This window comes from Plebeiibacterium marinum (assembly GCF_026013615.1).
Lineage (GTDB): Bacteria > Bacteroidota > Bacteroidia > Bacteroidales > Marinilabiliaceae > Saccharicrinis > Saccharicrinis marinus_A.
In genome coordinates this window covers 107,599-125,908 of the sequence record NZ_JAPDPI010000010.1, presented here as the reverse complement: position 1 = coordinate 125,908, position 18,310 = coordinate 107,599, and the positions used below count along the sequence as shown (strand labels likewise).

The 18,310-nt window shown below is 38.5% G+C and carries 11 protein-coding genes; 10 read left to right on the top strand and 1 reads right to left on the bottom strand.

All coding sequences use genetic code 11. The features are described 5' to 3' along the window. Nucleotide 1 precedes the first annotated feature (1 nt). From OM074_RS07055 to OM074_RS07025, 7 genes are all read left to right on the top strand, one after another. Nucleotides 2–2,233, top strand: a complete 2,232-nt coding sequence (locus OM074_RS07055; protein ID WP_301198751.1) for a S9 family peptidase — start codon at nt 2–4, stop codon at nt 2,231–2,233. A 21-nt stretch (nt 2,234–2,254) separates the two neighbouring features. Continuing rightward, complete coding sequence (locus OM074_RS07050) at nt 2,255–3,076, top strand: M90 metallopeptidase family protein (RefSeq protein WP_301198750.1); 822 nt, start codon at nt 2,255–2,257, stop codon at nt 3,074–3,076. Nucleotides 3,077–3,152: 76 nt separating this feature from the next. Beyond that, on the top strand, nt 3,153–5,513 hold the full coding sequence (locus OM074_RS07045) for a glycoside hydrolase family 127 protein (protein WP_301198749.1): 2,361 nt from the start codon (nt 3,153–3,155) through the stop codon (nt 5,511–5,513). A gap of 50 nt (nt 5,514–5,563) precedes the next feature. Next, nucleotides 5,564–6,304, top strand: a complete 741-nt coding sequence (locus OM074_RS07040; protein WP_301198748.1) for a Crp/Fnr family transcriptional regulator — start codon at nt 5,564–5,566, stop codon at nt 6,302–6,304. A 45-nt stretch (nt 6,305–6,349) separates the two neighbouring features. After that, nucleotides 6,350–7,423 carry a M24 family metallopeptidase gene (locus OM074_RS07035; protein ID WP_301198747.1) on the top strand — a complete coding sequence of 358 codons (1,074 nt, stop codon included), beginning with the start codon at nt 6,350–6,352 and terminating at the stop codon, nt 7,421–7,423. A 60-nt stretch (nt 7,424–7,483) separates the two neighbouring features. Beyond that, nucleotides 7,484–8,869, top strand: a complete 1,386-nt coding sequence (locus tag OM074_RS07030; protein ID WP_301198746.1) for an aminopeptidase P family protein — start codon at nt 7,484–7,486, stop codon at nt 8,867–8,869. A 130-nt stretch (nt 8,870–8,999) separates the two neighbouring features. Further along, nucleotides 9,000–10,520 carry a peptide MFS transporter gene (locus OM074_RS07025; protein ID WP_301198745.1) on the top strand — a complete coding sequence of 507 codons (1,521 nt, stop codon included), beginning with the start codon at nt 9,000–9,002 and terminating at the stop codon, nt 10,518–10,520. 44 nt (nt 10,521–10,564) lie between these two features. Here the strand turns inward: OM074_RS07025 and OM074_RS07020 are convergent, their stop codons facing one another. Continuing rightward, a complete protein-coding gene (locus tag OM074_RS07020) occupies nt 10,565–11,443 on the bottom strand; it encodes an AraC family transcriptional regulator (protein WP_301198744.1) in 879 nt (292 codons plus the stop codon). Between the two features lie 370 nt (nt 11,444–11,813). On the opposite strand from OM074_RS07020, the gene OM074_RS07015 reads away from it, so the two are divergent. From OM074_RS07015 to OM074_RS07005, 3 genes are read left to right on the top strand one after another with little or no spacing between them, the layout of a single operon-like run. Continuing rightward, nucleotides 11,814–14,873, top strand: coding sequence for a SusC/RagA family TonB-linked outer membrane protein (locus tag OM074_RS07015; protein ID WP_301198743.1), 3,060 nt, complete (start codon nt 11,814–11,816; stop codon nt 14,871–14,873). Nucleotides 14,874–14,893: 20 nt separating this feature from the next. Next, nucleotides 14,894–16,549 (top strand): RagB/SusD family nutrient uptake outer membrane protein, encoded by a 1,656-nt coding sequence (locus tag OM074_RS07010; RefSeq protein WP_301198742.1) that lies wholly within the window; start codon nt 14,894–14,896, stop codon nt 16,547–16,549. A 16-nt stretch (nt 16,550–16,565) separates the two neighbouring features. Then, a complete protein-coding gene (locus OM074_RS07005; protein WP_301198741.1) occupies nt 16,566–18,266 on the top strand; it encodes a hypothetical protein in 1,701 nt (566 codons plus the stop codon). Nucleotides 18,267–18,310: the final 44 nt, after the last annotated feature.

Sequence of the window (18,310 nt, the reverse complement as noted above, 5' to 3'; positions counted from 1 at the left end):
TATGAAGAAAATTATATTAGGTTTTATTCTACTGTTTTTTAGTCAGTATTGTTTATTTGCTCAAGTATCAGAAGCTGATTTTGAACGGGCAGATTCTTTATCCAGGTTTAATGATTTGGTTTATGGAAACATGACCAATGTACATTGGATTGAAGATAGCCATTTGTTTTGGTATGAAGTAAAATTGCGCAAAGGGATTGAATTTAAACTGGTTGATGCAGATAAGCAGAGAGTAAAGCCTTTGTTTAATACAGAAAAATTTGAAATTGAGTTTGGGAAATTCCTTGGTAAAGAAATAAAAATCAGGAAATACAGCTTGCGGAATATTTCTGTTTCTAAAGATTTAAAAGGATTGCATTTTGAGTATGAAGGAACCAAATATAAGTGCGACCTTAAAAAGTATGTATTTGAATCTACGGGTGAAGTTAAGGGGCATCCGGATAAACATTGGGGATGGACCGACGGAGCTTATGACTTCGAGCCATTTTATGCTCCGGATTCTTGTTATCTGGCCTATATAAAAGACTATAATGTTTTTGTTAAGGATGTTAAAACAGGTAAGGAGCATCAGTTAAGCTACGATGGTTGCTTAGGTGAATTTTACTCAGGAGAATTGTTTTGGTCGCCCGATTCAAAGAAAATAGCAGCACGCAGGATTCGTAATAATACGAAACACTATATTCATTTAATAGAATCATCGCCTAACGACAGGCTTGAACCTAAGTTATTAAAGCGCGAGTACTTAAAGCCGGGTGATGCTTTGCCAATTGCCAAACCGTGTTTGTTTGATGTTGAGGGTTTAAAACAAATAGAAATTGACGGTACCGCCTTTGACCAACAATATAGTTTAGACAAGATTAAGTGGAATAGCAACAGCAAATACTTCACGTTTGAGTTTAACCAAAGAGGGCATCAGGTATATCAGGTTGTAAAAGTAAATGCCAAAACCGGCGGGTACTCAGTTATAGTAAATGAACAATCGGATACTTTTATTGATTACAGTGGAAAGTATTATCGTTTTGACACGCAGGATGATACCAAAATTATTTGGGCTTCGGAACGAGATGGATGGAATCATCTTTACCTGATTGATGCGGCCAACGGCAATGTAATAAACCAAATAACTAAAGGAGAATGGGTTGTTAGGGGCGTTGAATACATCAACGAAGAGGATCAGACTATCATATTTAGAGGTAGTGGTAAAAATAAAAACGAGGATCCGTATTTTGTACATTATTACAAAGTAAAATTTGATGGTTCCGGGTTAACAGATCTTACTCCGGAAGAAATGAATCATGATGCTGTTTTCTCTCAGGATTTTAAATGGTTTACTGATACCTATTCAAAGGTTGATGTTGCTCCGGTAAGTGTTTTGAGAAACACTTTGGATGGAGGCAAGTCTATGGATCTTGAACAAACCGATATTAAAGATTTACTGGCAGAAGACTTCCGTTTTCCGGAAGTGTTTGTAGCCAAAGCCCGTGATGGGAAAACAGATATTTGGGGAAATATTTACTACCCTACTAATTTCGATCCGAATAAAAAATATCCGATTATAGAGTATATATATGCCGGTCCGCAGGCAGCCTTTTCGCAAAAAAGTTTTAGGGCTTATAATTATGCTTTTTCAGGATTGGCAGAATTGGGTTTCATTGTGGTACAGATGGATGGAATGGGTACCTCATATCGTTCAAAAGCATTTCATGATGTTTGTTTTAAAAACTTAAAAGATGCGGGTTTTCCTGATCGCATCAAATGGATAAAAGCTGCTGCCGAAAAGCATGCTTTTATGGATACAACACGTGTGGGGATATTTGGCGGTTCGGCTGGTGGCCAAAACTCAACAGCTGCTTTATTGTTTCATCCTGAGTTTTATAAAGCTGCAGTGTCATCATGTGGGTGCCACGATAATAGGATGGATAAAATGTGGTGGAATGAACAATGGATGGGATTACCTGATGGAGACCATTATAAAGAGTGTTCAAATATAGAAAATGCCTATAGGCTTAAAGGAGACTTAATGCTGATTCTGGGAGAACTTGATGATAATGTAGATCCTTCATCAACCATGCAATTGGCAGATGCCCTGATTAAAGCAGGTAAGGATTTTGAATTGGTAGTTTTACCGGGTGTTGGCCATACATTGGGAGGTAATTACGGTGAAATGAAGCGACGGGACTTTTTTGTGGAATGCTTTTATAAGCAATTGTCTCCGGATAGAAATAGTAAATAATCATCATATACATAAGTTGTTATGAAAAAAAGAAACGTAGTATCAGTCTTAATAGTTGTATTATTTTGCAGTATGGGTGTATTGGCTCAGGAAAGTGCTTTAAATGTTCCTGATATAACCACTCCTCCGGCAAAATTAAAACTTGATCCATTTTATAAAAAATATATGGATGCCAATGGAATACCGGTGATTAGTTCTCATAGGGTGCCGGATTCAGCCTTGGTAAAAGCCTGGGAGATTATATATTTTATGACCAATGATTTGCCTGCAAAGGTGCTTAAAAATATGCAAAAAGAAGGTGCTCGCGTAGGCGTGATGGCCCGATATGAAGGAACAACCGATATTCCGGAACATGCACACCTTGAAAGTGATACAACCTTAAATTGGGATTTAAGGGCTCGTGGTTTAGGAGGTGATTTGGAATTGCCTATGTCTACATGCGCAGAAGAAAATTTGTTGTGTTACCAGATTGATAAGTACCATGCTGAGGATATTACCATCCACGAATTTGCTCACAGTATCCACCTTATTGGAATTGCTCCCATAGATAAGGAGTTTGATAAAGAGCTTCAGCGATTGTTGGATAAGGCCGTTGCCGAAGGAAAGTATGCGAATACTTATGCTAAATCTAATATTTATGAATATTGGGCCGAGGGGGTACAAAACTGGTTTAATGTTAATGCAGAAGTGGAAACAACTGATGGAAAGCACAATTGGGTGAATACCAGGGATGATATGAAAAAATATGATCCGGATTTATACAATTTGCTTTCAAAATATTTTTCTGCATTTGAAACATCACCATCATGTCATGCGGGAATCAATAATTACAAAGGTGAATAATGTGTAACTGAAAAGTTATTTCTATAAAGTTCAGAATATCAGGTATTAAAATAAGTTGAAGAAAAAATTTACAGAGATGAAAATTGTCAGTGTTTTTATAATCGCTATAGTTGCAATGATAGGATTAAAGGGGTGTCAGTCAGCAACACAAAAACCTACGATACAGGGTCATGAGTCGGAAGTGATTCCTTTTAGGGCAGTAACTTTTGATATTAAAGATGTTAAACTGTTGGATGGCCCATTTAAACATGCCACTGATCTTAATAAAAAAGTGTTGTTAAACTATGAGCCAGACCGGTTTTTAGCGCGCTTCCGCATAGAAGCAGGTCTTGAACCAAAGGCAGAACAGTATCATGGTTGGGAAGATAATACTATTGCCGGCCATAGTTTGGGACATTACCTGACTGCAATTTGTTTGATGTACGAAACATCAGGTGAAAGTGTATTTAAAGAAAGGGCAGACTATATTGTAAAGGAGCTGGCCGAATGTCAAAATGCTGATGATTTTGGGTATGTCGGGGCTTTTGAAAATGGTGAGAAAATTCTGGAAGAGCAGGTTGCAAAAGGGGATATACGAGCAAAAGGGTTTGATTTGAATGGAATATGGGTTCCTTATTATACCCAGCATAAAGTGCTTGATGGTTTAATTCATGCCTATAAAATTTGTGGCAACAAAAAGGCACTTGAGGTAGCTACTAAATTTACAGATTGGTTGTATACCATTGTTAAAGACCTTAATGATGCGCAAATTCAGGAAATGTTGCATTGCGAGCATGGTGGTATAAACGAAGTGCTTGCTGAATTATATGGGCTTACCGATAATAGTAAATACCTTGAAATGTCAAAGATTTTCCATCATAAGTGTATTATTGATTCTTTGGCAAACCATAATGATATTTTGGCAGGAACACATGCCAACACACAAATACCTAAATTTGTAGGAACAGCAAGGAGATATGAGCTTACCGGAGATGTAAGTGATTATGATGCTTCTGAATATTTTTGGGATAGGGTTGTTCATCACCATTCTTATGTTACAGGAGGAAACTGTAATCATGAGTATTTCGGACAGCCAGATACACTTCGCGACAGGTTGAGTGATGGTACAACTGAAACATGTAATGTGTATAACATGTTAAAGCTTTCAAAGCATTTGTTTCAATGGGAGGCTAAGGCTGAGGTTGCCGATTATTATGAAAGAGCGTTGTTCAACCATATTTTATCTTCTCAACACCCAAAGGATGGAAGGGTTATTTATAATCTTTCGTTAGAAATGGGTGGATATAAAGTTTACCAGGATCCGCAATGGTTTACTTGTTGTGTGGGTACCGGGATGGAAAACCATGCCAAGTATGGAAAAAATATATACTATCACAATAATGAAGAGCTTTTTGTAGCACAATATATTGCTTCAGAACTTAACTGGAAGGATAAAGGGGTTAAAATCGTACAGAAAACAAAATATCCTGAAGAGCAGGGATCAACTTTGGTATTCGATTGTGAAAAACCTGCTGAGTTTGCCTTAAATGTGCGCTATCCGGGTTGGTCAGAAAAGGGGATTTCTATTACCGTAAATGATAAACCGGTTAAAATCACTGAAAAACCACAGAGTTTTATCGCTATAAAAAGAGAATGGAAATCGGGAGATGTAGTGAAAATATCTTTCCCTTTCAACTTAAGACTGGAGTCGATGCCTGATGACAAAAACAGAGTGGCCGTTATGTATGGTCCTTTAGTATTGGCAGGTGACCTGGGTCCTGAAAACGATCCGGAATCTAATGAATTGTTGTATGTGCCTGTACTTATGACTCCGGAAAGAAATCCAGAGAAGTGGCTGAACAAGGTGGATGGAAAAGTAAATACTTTTGTTTCAGATGGTATTGGCAGACCAAAAGATGTATTGTTCCGACCATTTTATGGGGTTCATGAAAGAGTGTATTCCGTATACTTTGACTTGTTTACTGAGGAGAAATGGGACAAGCAAAAAGCTGAATACCTTGAAAAACAACGTCAGCTGAAAAAGATGCAGGAGATGACCATTGATTACTTTAAAATGGGTGAAATGCAACCGGAACGTGATCATAACTTCAAAGAGCATAAGTGTTGGGTTGAGGAATTGAAACGTATTAAATATCGTGAGGCAGACAGAGGCGGATGGTTCTCGTTTGAAATGAATACTTATGCTGGTCAGCCAATGGCATTGGTGTTAGAGTATTATGGAGGTTTACCGGGATCACGTACATTTGATGTATTTGTAAACGGACATAAACTGGCCACAGAGAACCTTTCAAATAGAAACTCAGGACAGTTTTTTAACCAGGTTTATGATTTACCGGATAACTTAACCGTTTCTGGTGGTAAAATTACAGTTAAGCTGGTTCCTTTTGATGGACATAGGGCAGGGCCAGTATCTAGTGCCAGAGTTATTAAAAGGTAATGTTACTATTAACCATCAAAGGAATCGTCTTTTGAATAATTTTAAGTAAAGTGCTTAGTCAAGTAGAAAGAAAGTCATACGAAAATTTCATAGTAAACCCTGTTTTATCAGATATCTCGCTGTTTAATCTACTAACAGATGAGGAAAAGATGCTATTGGAAAGAAATAGTTCCCGATATAGGTTTAAACGAGGAACGATTATTTATTATGAAGGGAAAAGGCATTCGGGCATATACTGTGTCTTAAAAGGAGTTGTAAAGATTTTTAAGATGGGTTGCCTTGGGAAAGAGCAAATTCTTAGATTTGCACATAAAGGTGACGTTATTGCATACCGGTCGTTGTTAACCAATGAAATCGCATGTACTTCAGCTAAGGTTACTGAAGATGCCGAGGTATGCAATATACCATATGCTGTGTTGATGGAGCTGTTTGAAAGAAATTGGAAATTCAGGCAGTATATGATGCGGATGATGTGTAAGGAATTGAATGAGGTCAACTGTTTGGTGACTGAAATTGCACAAAAATCTGTAAGGGAAAGAACGGCTGAAATACTTTTGTATTTTAAAGATGAATTTGGGATTGACTTTGATAATACCTTAAAAATCAGGATAACAAGGGTAGAGCTAGCCAACAATATTGGTACTGCAACAGAATCGGTTATACGGGTATTAAAGGCGTTCGAAAATGAGAATTTGATAGAGCTGGATGGACGGCAGATTAAAATCTTAAATTCAGGACGCTTAAGGGAAATAGCCGATTTTCAGATGTACCGCCAACATTGTAAGTTTTAATATATTATAAAGCAAGGTTGTTTATTTTAAAAATATTGATTATCCGTGGAATTGATTCAGAATAAGGTGCTAAATAAATTAGAACAGTTAAACCTGGATGCTCTTTTTGTAAGCTCAGAGGAAAATATTAGGTATTTAACTGGATTTACAGGAGATTCATCCAGGTTGCTTATTACACCTGATGGATCGTATTTAATAACGGATGGCAGATACCGTGAGCAAGCCGAACAGGAGTGCGGAACGGGTATTCAGGTTTTTACCTGGATAAAAGACCAGAGATACCAGGCCTTGACATATTGGTACTTATGTACTCAAAGCAGGGTGCAAAGATTAGGATTTGAAGGAGGTAACCTTAGTTTTAGTGAGTACGAAGAGCTTCAAAAGATAGAGTCTGTACTTTTGCAGAATTGTAATGGTGTGGTGGAAGAATTCAGACAAGTGAAGAGTGCGGTGGAGATTGATTGTCTTCGTAAAGCGGCTTCTTTGTCGGATGAATCATTGGAGAGTATTGTTGGGTTTATAAAGCCTGGTGTTTCAGAACTTGATCTGGTTGCCGAACTGGAGTATGCCATAAAAAGAAGTGGGGCAGATGATATTTCGTTTGAAACAATGATATTGTTTGGCGAACGAACCTCTCTTTTGCATGGCAAGCCGGGCTCTAGGAAATTGAAGGAGGGCGATACCATACTTTTTGACTTTGGTGCGTTGTATAAAGGCTACCATGCTGATATAAGCCGGGTTTTTGTGTGTGGAAAAGCTTCCGAAGAACAGAAAAAAGTACATCAAATAGTAAATACAGCCGGCCTTGGGGTTTTGGACGTTTTGCGTAACGGTGGGTCTACTGCCGAAGTAGACAGGGTTGTTAGAAATGCCATACCTAAGGATTATCTTGAATATTTTTATCCCGGTATCGGACATGGAACTGGTCTTCAGATTCATGAAGAACCATTTATAAAACAAGGTAATAACGAAGAGCTTAGGTCGGGAATGGTTTTAACTATTGAACCGGGACTCTATATTCCTGGTTGGGGTGGAATGAGAGAGGAAGATTCCATTCTTATTCACGACAAAGGTTGTGACCCGCTTAATAAGTTCAGCAGGGATCTGCTCGAAATTTAACGATGGGCCATTTATAATAGCACTTGGTTATTAACTTAAATCAAGTCAAACAATTTAGATATGTTTAAAAAAGAAGTATATATAAACCGCCGCAAGGCATTAAAGCATAAAGTAGGGAGTGGAATAATCCTGTTGTTGGGCAATAATGAAAGTCCGATGAATTATGAGGACAATACTTATCCATTCCGTCAGGACAGTACTTTTTTGTATTTCGTGGGACTTCAGGTACCTTCATTAATAACCGTTTTTGATGTAGATGAAGGAAAAGACATATTGTTTGGGGATGATCTAACCATGGATATGATAGTGTGGATGGGGAGTCAGCCCGTTCTTTCAGAATATGCTGCCAAATCGGGGATTGAGGAGGTCAGGCCATTAAAGGATTTGGTCAGCTACATTGAAAAGGCTAAAGGATCAGGAAGGGAAATTCATTTCTTGCCGCCATACCGTCACGATCATATGTGGAAATTAAATGAATTATTAGGCTTTTCGCCTGCTCAGCTGCAGCAAAAGTTTTCGGTTCATTTGGTTCAATCAGTAGTTGCCCTGCGCGAAATTAAAAGCGAAGAAGAAATTGTTGAAATAGAAAAGGCAGTGGATATTTCTGTAGACATGCATGTGGCAGCTATGCAAATGGCACGGCCAGGTATGACAGAGGCTCAGATTGCTGCCGAGATACATAAAGTGGCACTGGCATCAGGAGGAGATATAGCATTTCCTATTATAGCCACAAAAAATGGTCAAACCCTGCACAACCATAATCATTCCAACATCATTAATCAGGGAGATATGATATTGGTAGATGCAGGTGCACAGACAGCTATGGGCTATTGTGGTGATTTGTCTTCTACGTTTCCTGTATCTCAAACCTTTACCGAGGAACAGAAAGAAATATACCAAATAAGTCTCAATGCCCACGAAAGGGCTATTAGCCTGCTTCAGCCCGGAATTCCTTTTGCCGATATTCACCTTGAGGCCTGTCGGTCAATTATCGAAGATATGAAAGCCATTGGTTTGATGAAAGGAGATACCGAAGAGGCTTTGATTATGGGTGCTCATGCCTTGTTTTTCCCATGTGGTTTAGGTCATATGATGGGGTTAGATGTACATGATATGGAAAACTTTGGTGAAAAATGGGTTGGTTACAATGGAGAAGAGAAAAGTACCCAGTTTGGATTGAAATCGCTCCGCCTGGCAAAAAAACTACAGCCAGGGCATGTATTAACCATAGAACCGGGCATTTATTTTATTCCAGAACTGATTGATATGTGGAAGGCTGAGAATAAATATTCAGACTTCCTGAATTATGAACAAATAGTAAAGTTTAAAAATTTTGGTGGCATCAGAAATGAAGAAGATTTTCTGATAACACCTCAGGGCGCCAGATTACTTGGTAAACTTTGTCCGAAAACAATTAGCGAAGTAGAACAAAAACGTAAAGGTTGATAAGATATTTGACAAAATAGTATTTGAATGGCTATGGCGGTCATGATCTTGAAGGACTATTGATTTGCCGCTTGGTAATTGTTTTACTAAAAAAATGATTTGCTATTTTTAGCATCCTAAATAAATTGTAATGGTAAAGGAAAAAACTTTTTTAGGACATCCTAAAGCTTTATTTACGCTCTCTGCAACAGAAATGTGGGAGCGTTTCAATTATTATGGGATGCGCGCATTGCTGATTGTTTTTTTAACAGGAAACCTGGCAAGTGGTGGATTTGGAATGGATACCGATTCTGCTTTGATAATATACGGTATTTTTACTTCGTTGGTTTATATAACCCCAATTTTAGGTGGCATTTTGGCTGATAAGTTTTTAGGTCAACGTAAAACCATATACATAGGGGCGTTGACTATGGCTATTGGTCAGGTATTGCTGGCATACTCAGCCATTGTTTCGGGCCACAATATAGGCTTAAAAGAAAATGTGTTTTATATGGGGCTGGGTATTCTTATATTCGGTAATGGTTTTTTTAAGCCCAATATTTCCACCCTTGTGGGAGAGTTGTATGATGCAAATGACCAACGTAGGGATGGAGCTTTTACTATTTTTTATATGGGCATTAATGTGGGGGCAATGTTGGGGCCATTTGTTACAGGATGGTTGGTGGAAAATGATCTGTTTGGAAAATGGCAATATGGTTTCTTTGCTGCAGCTTTAGGAATGATCATTGGATTTCTGTGGTTTTACCTGTCGCGTTCAGAATTGGGAACGGCAGGGATGCCTCCCAAATATAAAGGACAAAAGAGTAAGCTAACAGCAAAGGATAATATTGATGTATTAGTTTATGTAGTTGCCATTGTAGTAATGGTAGTTGGAGGTGTTTTACTCGGTAAGTTAGTTCCGGCCACAACAAGAAATGTGTTTGTATATGGCGTATTGATTTTGGGAGCTCTTTATTTATTGCAAGATATCATCCGAAATACAAAAGGTAAAACAGAATGGAGCCGGGTAGGGGTCATTTTGGTGCTGGTGGTGTTTAACATTGTTTTTTGGAGCGGTTATGAGCAGGCTGGCGGACTTTTTAACCTTTTTGCCCGTGATAACCTGGACAGAACTATTGGAGGCTGGACTATTCCTACTGCATGGTTTCAAATGGTGAGCGCTATTTCAATTGTTGTTTTTGCGCCTGTATTTAGTGTGTTGTGGGTTCGTTTAGATGCTGTAAAACTTAATCCCAATACGCCACTCAAGTTTGCATGGGGTATTGTGCTGTTGAGTTTGGGTTTTGTAGTAATGGCTTATGCCAATGACTTGACTCAAAAAGGATCTGTATTGATAAACCCTATGTGGTTAATTACTGTATTTGTAATTCATACATGGGGGGAATTATGCCTGTCGCCTATCGGGCTTTCCATGATTACCAAGCTTTCCCCCGTTAAAATTGTCTCCACCATGATGGGAGTATGGATGGGATCCATAGCAGCCGGTAACCTGTTTGCTTCACAAATGAAGGCTATATCTCACAGTATTGGCGCCTCTTTGGGCAGAGAAGTTCCCGTATTTTGGTTTATCGCTATAGAAACAGCCTTTGCTGCGGTTATATTGTTTTTGATAAGCCCATGGCTTAAAAAGATGATGAAAGGGCTGAAATAAAGGGCTGTCACATTCAGAACATCCTCTGCTCGATATATAAGTGTTTAAAGAACGTTCCTGACCCCGGTGAAATTTGTCCTGAATTCACTTGGTGTACAATTCTGTTTCTTTCTGAAGATTCTGTTAAAATTGGATATGTTGTTAAAACCACATTCAAAACAAATTTCAGAAACACTTTTGTTGGTTTCAATAAGTGACCTGGTGGCAATTCCTAATCTTATCTCGTTAACAAAATCAACAAATGATTTTCCGGTGCGTTGCTTTATTAAGCGACTAAAGGAAACGACAGACATGTTGACGAGCTGTGCTGCATCTTCAACTTTCAGTTTTAAAGCATAGTTTTCTTTAATATAATTATATACAGTTTCTATACGTTCGCTGTTGTGGAAGTCACTTTGGCGCTGAAAAGCTACGTTGGTTAATAATTGCTGGTCGCGCGAAATTGCCAGGTCGTATAGTAGTGATTGGAATTCCAGGAAGCTGTCAAATCCTCTTTTTTTACTAAGTTCCAGTAATTTGGGTTCAATAAGTCTGATAGTGTCCTGTGAAAAAAGAATACCCCGGTTTGCGTTCCCAAAAAGTTCTTTTATGGGTTTTAGGAGGTTGCGGTTGAATAGCGCTTCGTCAAATAGTTCGCGAGGAAACTGTATTGTTATTTCGTGAAGCATATCGTTCGGATTATAGTTTCCATTTTCCCACCCATGGTAAAGGTTAGGGCCAACCATAACCAATTCTCGTTCTTCAGCTTCTCCAATATGGTCCCCTACAACCCGTTTGGCCCCAACTGCATTAGCTATGTAGTTGATCTCAAATTCTGGATGAAAATGAATCGGGAAAGTAAAACCTTTTCTTTCTCTGTCAAATATTAAAAAACAATCATTCTCTTTTAATGGAGTTATTTCGCGGTGAATTTGATCTTTCATGGTGATATGTTCTATTGGTATTTTGAAGATGATATAAAAGTATCATTAAAAAATGATGATATGATATAAAAATATAAAAATAATTCACTGACAAAAGTTAAAAAGTGTATAAAAGCGCAGTGTTTTAATTTCTTAAAAAGATCCTAAGTGGCTGTGAGAAAGGAATAAGAGTGTTTTGTTAGAGGTTGTTGATTTTTTAAAAGGTAATATGTGTTAATGGTAAGTGAAATATATTTGATAAAAAAGTATCATTAAGTGATATAAAACTATTTGATAAGGGTGTTGATAGGATATATTTTTGTATTGATGATTTATTTCCGGAAATCAGATTGAATCAAGGTATAATTAAATCTTTTTAAAACAAGTATTTATGAAAAGTGGTCTGCGAATTTTTATGATGCTGTTTATGCTTTCGGCATTTTGGGTTGCTAAAGCCCAGCAGCGATCAATTAGCGGAAAGGTAATAGATTCAACAGGAGAGTCTTTGCCGGGCGTATCAATAGTTGTAAAAGGTACAACCAATGGTACTATTACAGATATTGATGGTAATTATCTATTATCAATAGGGGATGGAGAAAAGGTTTTAGTCTTCTCATTTATTGGTTATGATACCCAGGAAGTTAAGGTGGAAGGGAGTTTAAACATAAATGTTACAATGGTAGCTTCCGTACAGGATATTGATGAAGTGGTGGTAGTTGGATATGGTACTATCAGAAAAAGTGATTTAACCGGTGCGGTATCAAAAGTTGGAGGTGATGATCTTCAACAGGTAGCGACTACTGATGTTGTGCAAACGTTACAAGGTAAAGTGGCCGGTGTTGATGTGGTGGCCAATTCCGGAGAACCTGGATCTGGTGTAAAAATCAGGATCCGTGGTGTTGGTTCCTGGGGCGAAAGTAACCCTATTTATGTGGTGGATGGTTTTCCAACCAATGATATTAGTAATCTGGATCCTTCAAATATTCAAAGTATCGAAATATTAAAAGATGCTTCTGCAACAGCGATTTATGGTTCAAGGGGAGCTAATGGTGTTGTATTGGTAACTACAAAACAAGGTAAGTCAGGTAAAGCAGTTATTGAAGCAAATGCTTTTGCCGGGGTTCAGTATGTTAATAATACAATAGATTTGACTAATTCTTCGGAATATGCAACCCTTCGGTTAGAGGCCTACGAAAATGATAATAAGCTGAGTTTGATTTCAGAGTCTGATATGGCTAAGCTTAATTATGTTATCAATAACAACCTGAAAGGAACGGATTGGCAGGATGAATTGCTACAGGTCGCACCTATTCAAAACTACAATCTTTCAATACGGGGCGGTAGCGAAAATGTAAGTTATAATGTAGGAGCTACCTTTTTTCAGCAAGAGGGTATTGTTGATAATAGTGGAATGGATAAGTTGTTCTTGTGGGCAAACAATGAGTATAAAATAAGTAAGAAAGTAAAAGTGGGTGCAAAAATTGCGTATTCAACTTACAAAAAGAATATTCATAATGATAATGCATGGACCGGGGCATTGCCTGTGGCGTTGCAGATTGATCCATTAACTGCGGCCTGGGATGATTATAAAAATGATTACGGAAGTCGTGTTATTGGAGGTACTGTACTTGGTAATCCTGCAAGGTTTATTGATGAAGCAAAATATCAAACCAGGGGAGATCATAAGATTGTAGGTAATTTTAATTTAAAGGTGGATGATTTATTTCTTGAAGGTTTGAGCTTTACTACTATGTTTGGCGCTGATTTAAAGTTTAATAGCGAAAAGATTTATTCTCCAGCCTATTATGCGGATGTGGATCAAAAGCGTGATGAAAGTGAATTGTATGAGGAGAGGGAACAAATGATCAATTATACCTGGAATGGCTACTTCAACTACAATAAGGTGTCTGGTGATCATAGTATCAATGCAATGGCAGGGGCAGAAGCCCAGGTTTTTTCTTCAAATGATATTTCTGCAAGGGGTTACGGGGTTTCTTCAAATAAAGACTTAATGTACCTGGGACTTGCCACCAATGTTGATATGATGGAGATTAATGGAGGTGCATCTAAAAATACCTTGCTGTCGTATTTTGCAAGGGCTAATTATTCATATAAAAGCCGTTATTTGTTTACAGCAACTGTTCGTGCAGATGGATCATCTAAGTTTCTTGATGACAACAAATGGGGAGTGTTTCCATCATTTTCTGCAGGATGGAACGTGAAGGAAGAGGCTTTTATGCAAAATGTGGATTTTCTGGATAGATTTAAAGTTCGTGCAGGTTGGGGACAGGTAGGTAATGAGCAGTCGGCAGGTAACTTTAACTACGTAACGACAATGGTTAATGGGTATACTTATGTTTTTGGAGGTTCCATTGTTGATGGAGCTGTGGCTAAACGTTTGGCAAACCCCGATTTAAAATGGGAAACTTCTGATCAGACCAACATTGGTGTTGACCTGAGTTTTTTAAATCAAAGACTGGATGTGTCGTTGGATTATTTTAACAGGAAAACTAAGGACATGTTAATGGATGCTCCGATTCCTTATTACGTAGGAGCTCAACGTCCATATGTAAATGCCGCTTCAATGGAAAATATTGGTTATGATGTGGCTTTAACATGGAGAGAACAGTTTGATTCAGGGTTTCAGTATTCTGTTGGCTTAAATATTAGTACGGTAAAAAATGAAGTTACCAAAATGGCAGAAGGGGGAGAACTGAGAGATGATGGAGTATCTGGTTTTACATCAACAACCCGCACTGTGGAAGGGGACGAGCTGGCCTATTTTTATGGAATGAAAACCGATGGGATTATCAATACACAACAGGAACTGGATGAGTATCTGGCCATGCTGCCGGGTGAAAAAGCACAACTGGGTGATGTGAAGTTTGTTGATTCTCATGAAGATGGTGTTATTGATGATAACGACCTGGTAAAATTAGGTAGTGCTTTTCCGGATTTTACTGCCGGCTTAAATATTACCATGGGATATAAAGGATTCGATTTTAAAGCCTTCTTTTATGCGTCAGTGGGTAATGAAATTGTAAACGGACCTGCATTCTGGTATCAAACAGGGGGTGTTTTGTCAAATTATTCCACAGATCGATTAAAGCGTTGGACTGCAGAAACTCCGGAAAACAATGAACCAAGAATGACCGCCAGCGATCCGAACAATAACGACCGTTTCTCAGACCGATATGTTGAGGATGGTACATATCTTCGGTTAAGAAACCTGCAGTTAGGATATACGCTGCCTAAAAACCTGGTTAGTAAAATAGGTCTTTCAAAACTAAGAATTTACTGTTCTGCGGATAACCTGTTTACGCTTACAGACTATTCTGGCTGGAATCCGGAAATTGGAAATTTCCAGGGGGATGCCCTTCGTGCCGGTGTTGATGGTGCTACTTATCCAATACCTACAATATTAACCGGAGGTATTAATATCACTTTTTAATTTTTAAAGTAATTACAACGATGAAAATATTTTATTCAATATGGTTATTGGGGCTGACTTTATTAATTAGTAGTTGCTCTGATTTTTTAGAAGTTGACCCTATTGCTGCGGAAACTGAAAGTAATTTCTTTGATACTCCGGAAAATGCAGTGTACGCTGTTAATGCATGTTATGATTTGATTGGTATGACAGAAGGTCCCGGACCGGATGATCAATGGTTAACTCACAATTACGAGTGGTTCTTTGGCGATCTGCTGAGCGATGATTCTGAAAAAGGCAGTACAGAAGCTGACTTTACCGAAATACAAGATATTATAGAATGGAGGACAACAAGTGATAACCCAATTGTTGTTTCGCTTTGGATTAAATGTTACGATGGTATTTACCGGGCAAATAATGTGTTGCTTCAGTTAGAAAACAGTGAGTTGGATGAAGATTTGCTGAACAGGCTTAAAGGTGAGGCATCTTTTATCAGGGGCTACTTTTACTTCTACCTGGTTAAAGTATTTGGTGGGGTACCTGTGTTTACAACCCCTGTAACACCTGAGCAATTTGGCCAGATTGACAGGGCCTCTTATCATGAAACATTTGAGCAGGTTATTGCTGATTTTACTGCAGCAGTTGACTTGCTCCCTGAAAAAAGTGCTTATGGTTCAACCGATTTAGGACGTGCAACAAAAGGAGCTGCACGTACATTCCTTGCCCGGGCATTAATGTATCAAATTGGTATGGATGCACTGGGAGAGGCAACTTGGCAGGATGTGTTTGATCAGACAAATGCAGTGATATCAAGTAATGAGTATACCTTAGTAAGCAATTATGCCACCATTTTTGAAATGGAAGGAGAGAATAATTCAGAGTCCATTTTTGAATTGCAAATGGAAGTGGGTTCTACAGGTACAGCCCCTGGTAAAACAGGTACAAACAGCAATCAGTTCCAGGGTAACAGGATGGATTGGGGTTGGGGATTCAACAATCCTACAGTTAATTTATTTGATGCTTATGAAGACAATGATCCTCGTTTAAGTTGTAGTTTGTATGGTGAGAGTATTCAAGGTGGTGTAGTTCATGGTGTTACTCAGGAATTTGATTTAAGTCAGCAAATGACTCCTTATCTAAGCAGGAAAGCAGCCCTGGAGCCAGGATACCGACCTTCTAACAGCACCAGTAGTCCGGCTAATATACGTAAGGCGCGTTATGCCGAGGTTTTATTGATGCATGCCGAAGCATCATATCACCTGGGAGATGAAACCACAGCGAAAACAATGCTCGAAGCAATTAGATCAAGAGCAAGAACCAGTACATACGCCAAAGGTTCAATAGAAGGTGAGTTGTCTTATGTTGTAACCGGATTTAGTGGAAATCTACCAGAAATCACCTCGTCGGGAGAGGATTTGCTTGAGGATATTTATCACGAAAGAAGGATTGAATTGGCTGTTGAAGGATTCCGTTACTGGGATTTGGTGAGGACTGGTAATTATTTTGATGTCCTTGATCTTAAAAAGGCAACTTTTACTGTATCGGATGGTTCAACCCTTCGCTATGAAAATGTTGATTTAAGAGGGAATTGTTTACCTAAATGTATCGATGGTCCTAACGGAAATAAAGTACCCTTGTTACCTATTCCGTTATCTGAGGTTCAGGATTGGGGGCTACAACAAAATAATGGATACTAATAAAATCTAAATTGTTATGAAGAAGATGAATCAAGTTATATATCTACTTGTTTTTGCAGCCATGATGGTATTTATTTCTGGCTGTGAGGACAAACAATGGGGTGAAGATTTTGATATAGAATGGCCTGTGTCAACCATAAATTCCATAAGTGCTGATGACGTGATGATTGACGATGTAGTAACGGTTTCAGGAAGTAACCTGGATAAAGTTCATAAAGTCTATCTGTCAGGAAGAGAGTGTGTTGTTGTAGAGGGTTCTGCAACAGAAAGTCAAATTCAATTTGTAGTTGGACGCAGGGCAACAACAGGGTTTCTTTCGTTAACAAACTTGTATGACCGGGAATATTCATATGAGGATGCAACCATAAAAGTAAGTTATCCTGATGTTGTTGTAACCGGATGGCCAAATAAAATTGTTTCCGGAGAGGCTTTTACTATAGAAGGGGATAATGTGGATTTAATTACGTCTGTTTCCATCAATGAACAAGTTGTATCCATCTCAAATCCTTCCGAAACAGGAAAAATTACTGTGCCAACAGCAGGGTTGGTCCTTGTTCCCGGGGAAACAGCTACGATAGTCATCGAAGGGCTTGGTGAGATTGCAGATAATCAAAGATCCGGCATTCCTATTGAGGAGCCAACGGATGTGTTTGAACCTGCTGCACCCATTATTCTTTGGGATTTTGAATCAGGCGAGCCTGTGATGCAAGATGTTGAGAATGCACCTCAGCAAGCGGGTCTAAATCTTGGCGGACTTACAAAAGCTCGTGGAAACCATTATTATTCTGTGATTAATAATGGTGAAACTTCAGGATGGAAAACATATTTCTATATCAGGTACGGACAGTCTGTTGACTTGTCGGAATTTCATGAGCCAAATATTACCTTCCTTGTAAATACAAACGGCAAACGAGGATATATTAATCCATTTATGACTCAGGGGGGCAGTGAAAAGGATAATCATTTAACAAATGCCAATGCCAATGAAGGATTAAAATATGGTGACGATTATGCAGTTCAAACTGATGGATGGGAATGGCGTTCATATCCAATTGAAAAGTTATTTGTCGACTTTAATGCTACAGGAGTGTTTGACGATGTAGCCATGCGTTTTATTACCGGTAATGTGGCAAATGGAGATCCTGAAGATTTTGAGATTCATGTGGATCAGATTATGATTACAGATGGTCCTGTAAACCCGGTTGCTAAGGTCTTTGATTTTGAAGATGCAGAACCAACCTGGGAAGAGAATGTGGCAGGAGCCAGCTATGGATTAAATGTGGCCGATATTGATTTAGGAGCAGGAGAGGGCTATTATACTGTTAAGGTTGATAATGTACCGGGATCATGGAATTGGATGGGAGCAATAGGTAACTATAATTCCATTGATTTGAGTTCTATGTCAGATCCTCATATTAGTTTCATTGCTAACACCAATGGAAATAAAGGAATGATTCAGGTGGAAACCTATCAGAATGACACGAAATGGGGAGGTAGTATTGATAATGTCAATTACTACATAGAGACATCCGGTTGGGAACCTGTTTCGCTTAGGCTTTCTGATATTTTAGGTAATTGGGGAGGTGACGCATCTGAATTTGACCCTTCAGTTGCCATTGATTATGTGAAATTTGGATTTACTACAGGTAATGTAGAAAGCGGCACCTATGAAATAAGTATCGATGATGTTTATATCACTGATGGTCCAATGTGGTAGTTAAAATTATACTTGGAGAATTATTATACCTAACAGGCCTGGTG

What these genes read in the sequence shown, in the direction of transcription:
- OM074_RS07015 (WP_301198743.1), top strand. Translation starts at nt 11,814, where the DNA reads ATGAAAAGTGGTCTGCGAATTTTTATGATGCTGTTTATGCTTTCGGCA.
- OM074_RS07030 (WP_301198746.1), top strand. Translation starts at nt 7,484, where the DNA reads ATGTTTAAAAAAGAAGTATATATAAACCGCCGCAAGGCATTAAAGCAT.
- OM074_RS07025 (WP_301198745.1), top strand. Translation starts at nt 9,000, where the DNA reads ATGGTAAAGGAAAAAACTTTTTTAGGACATCCTAAAGCTTTATTTACG.
- OM074_RS07055 (WP_301198751.1), top strand. Translation starts at nt 2, where the DNA reads ATGAAGAAAATTATATTAGGTTTTATTCTACTGTTTTTTAGTCAGTAT.
- OM074_RS07010 (WP_301198742.1), top strand. Translation starts at nt 14,894, where the DNA reads ATGAAAATATTTTATTCAATATGGTTATTGGGGCTGACTTTATTAATT.
- OM074_RS07005 (WP_301198741.1), top strand. Translation starts at nt 16,566, where the DNA reads ATGAAGAAGATGAATCAAGTTATATATCTACTTGTTTTTGCAGCCATG.
- OM074_RS07020 (WP_301198744.1), bottom strand. Translation starts at nt 11,443, where the DNA reads ATGAAAGATCAAATTCACCGCGAAATAACTCCATTAAAAGAGAATGAT.
- OM074_RS07050 (WP_301198750.1), top strand. Translation starts at nt 2,255, where the DNA reads ATGAAAAAAAGAAACGTAGTATCAGTCTTAATAGTTGTATTATTTTGC.
- OM074_RS07045 (WP_301198749.1), top strand. Translation starts at nt 3,153, where the DNA reads ATGAAAATTGTCAGTGTTTTTATAATCGCTATAGTTGCAATGATAGGA.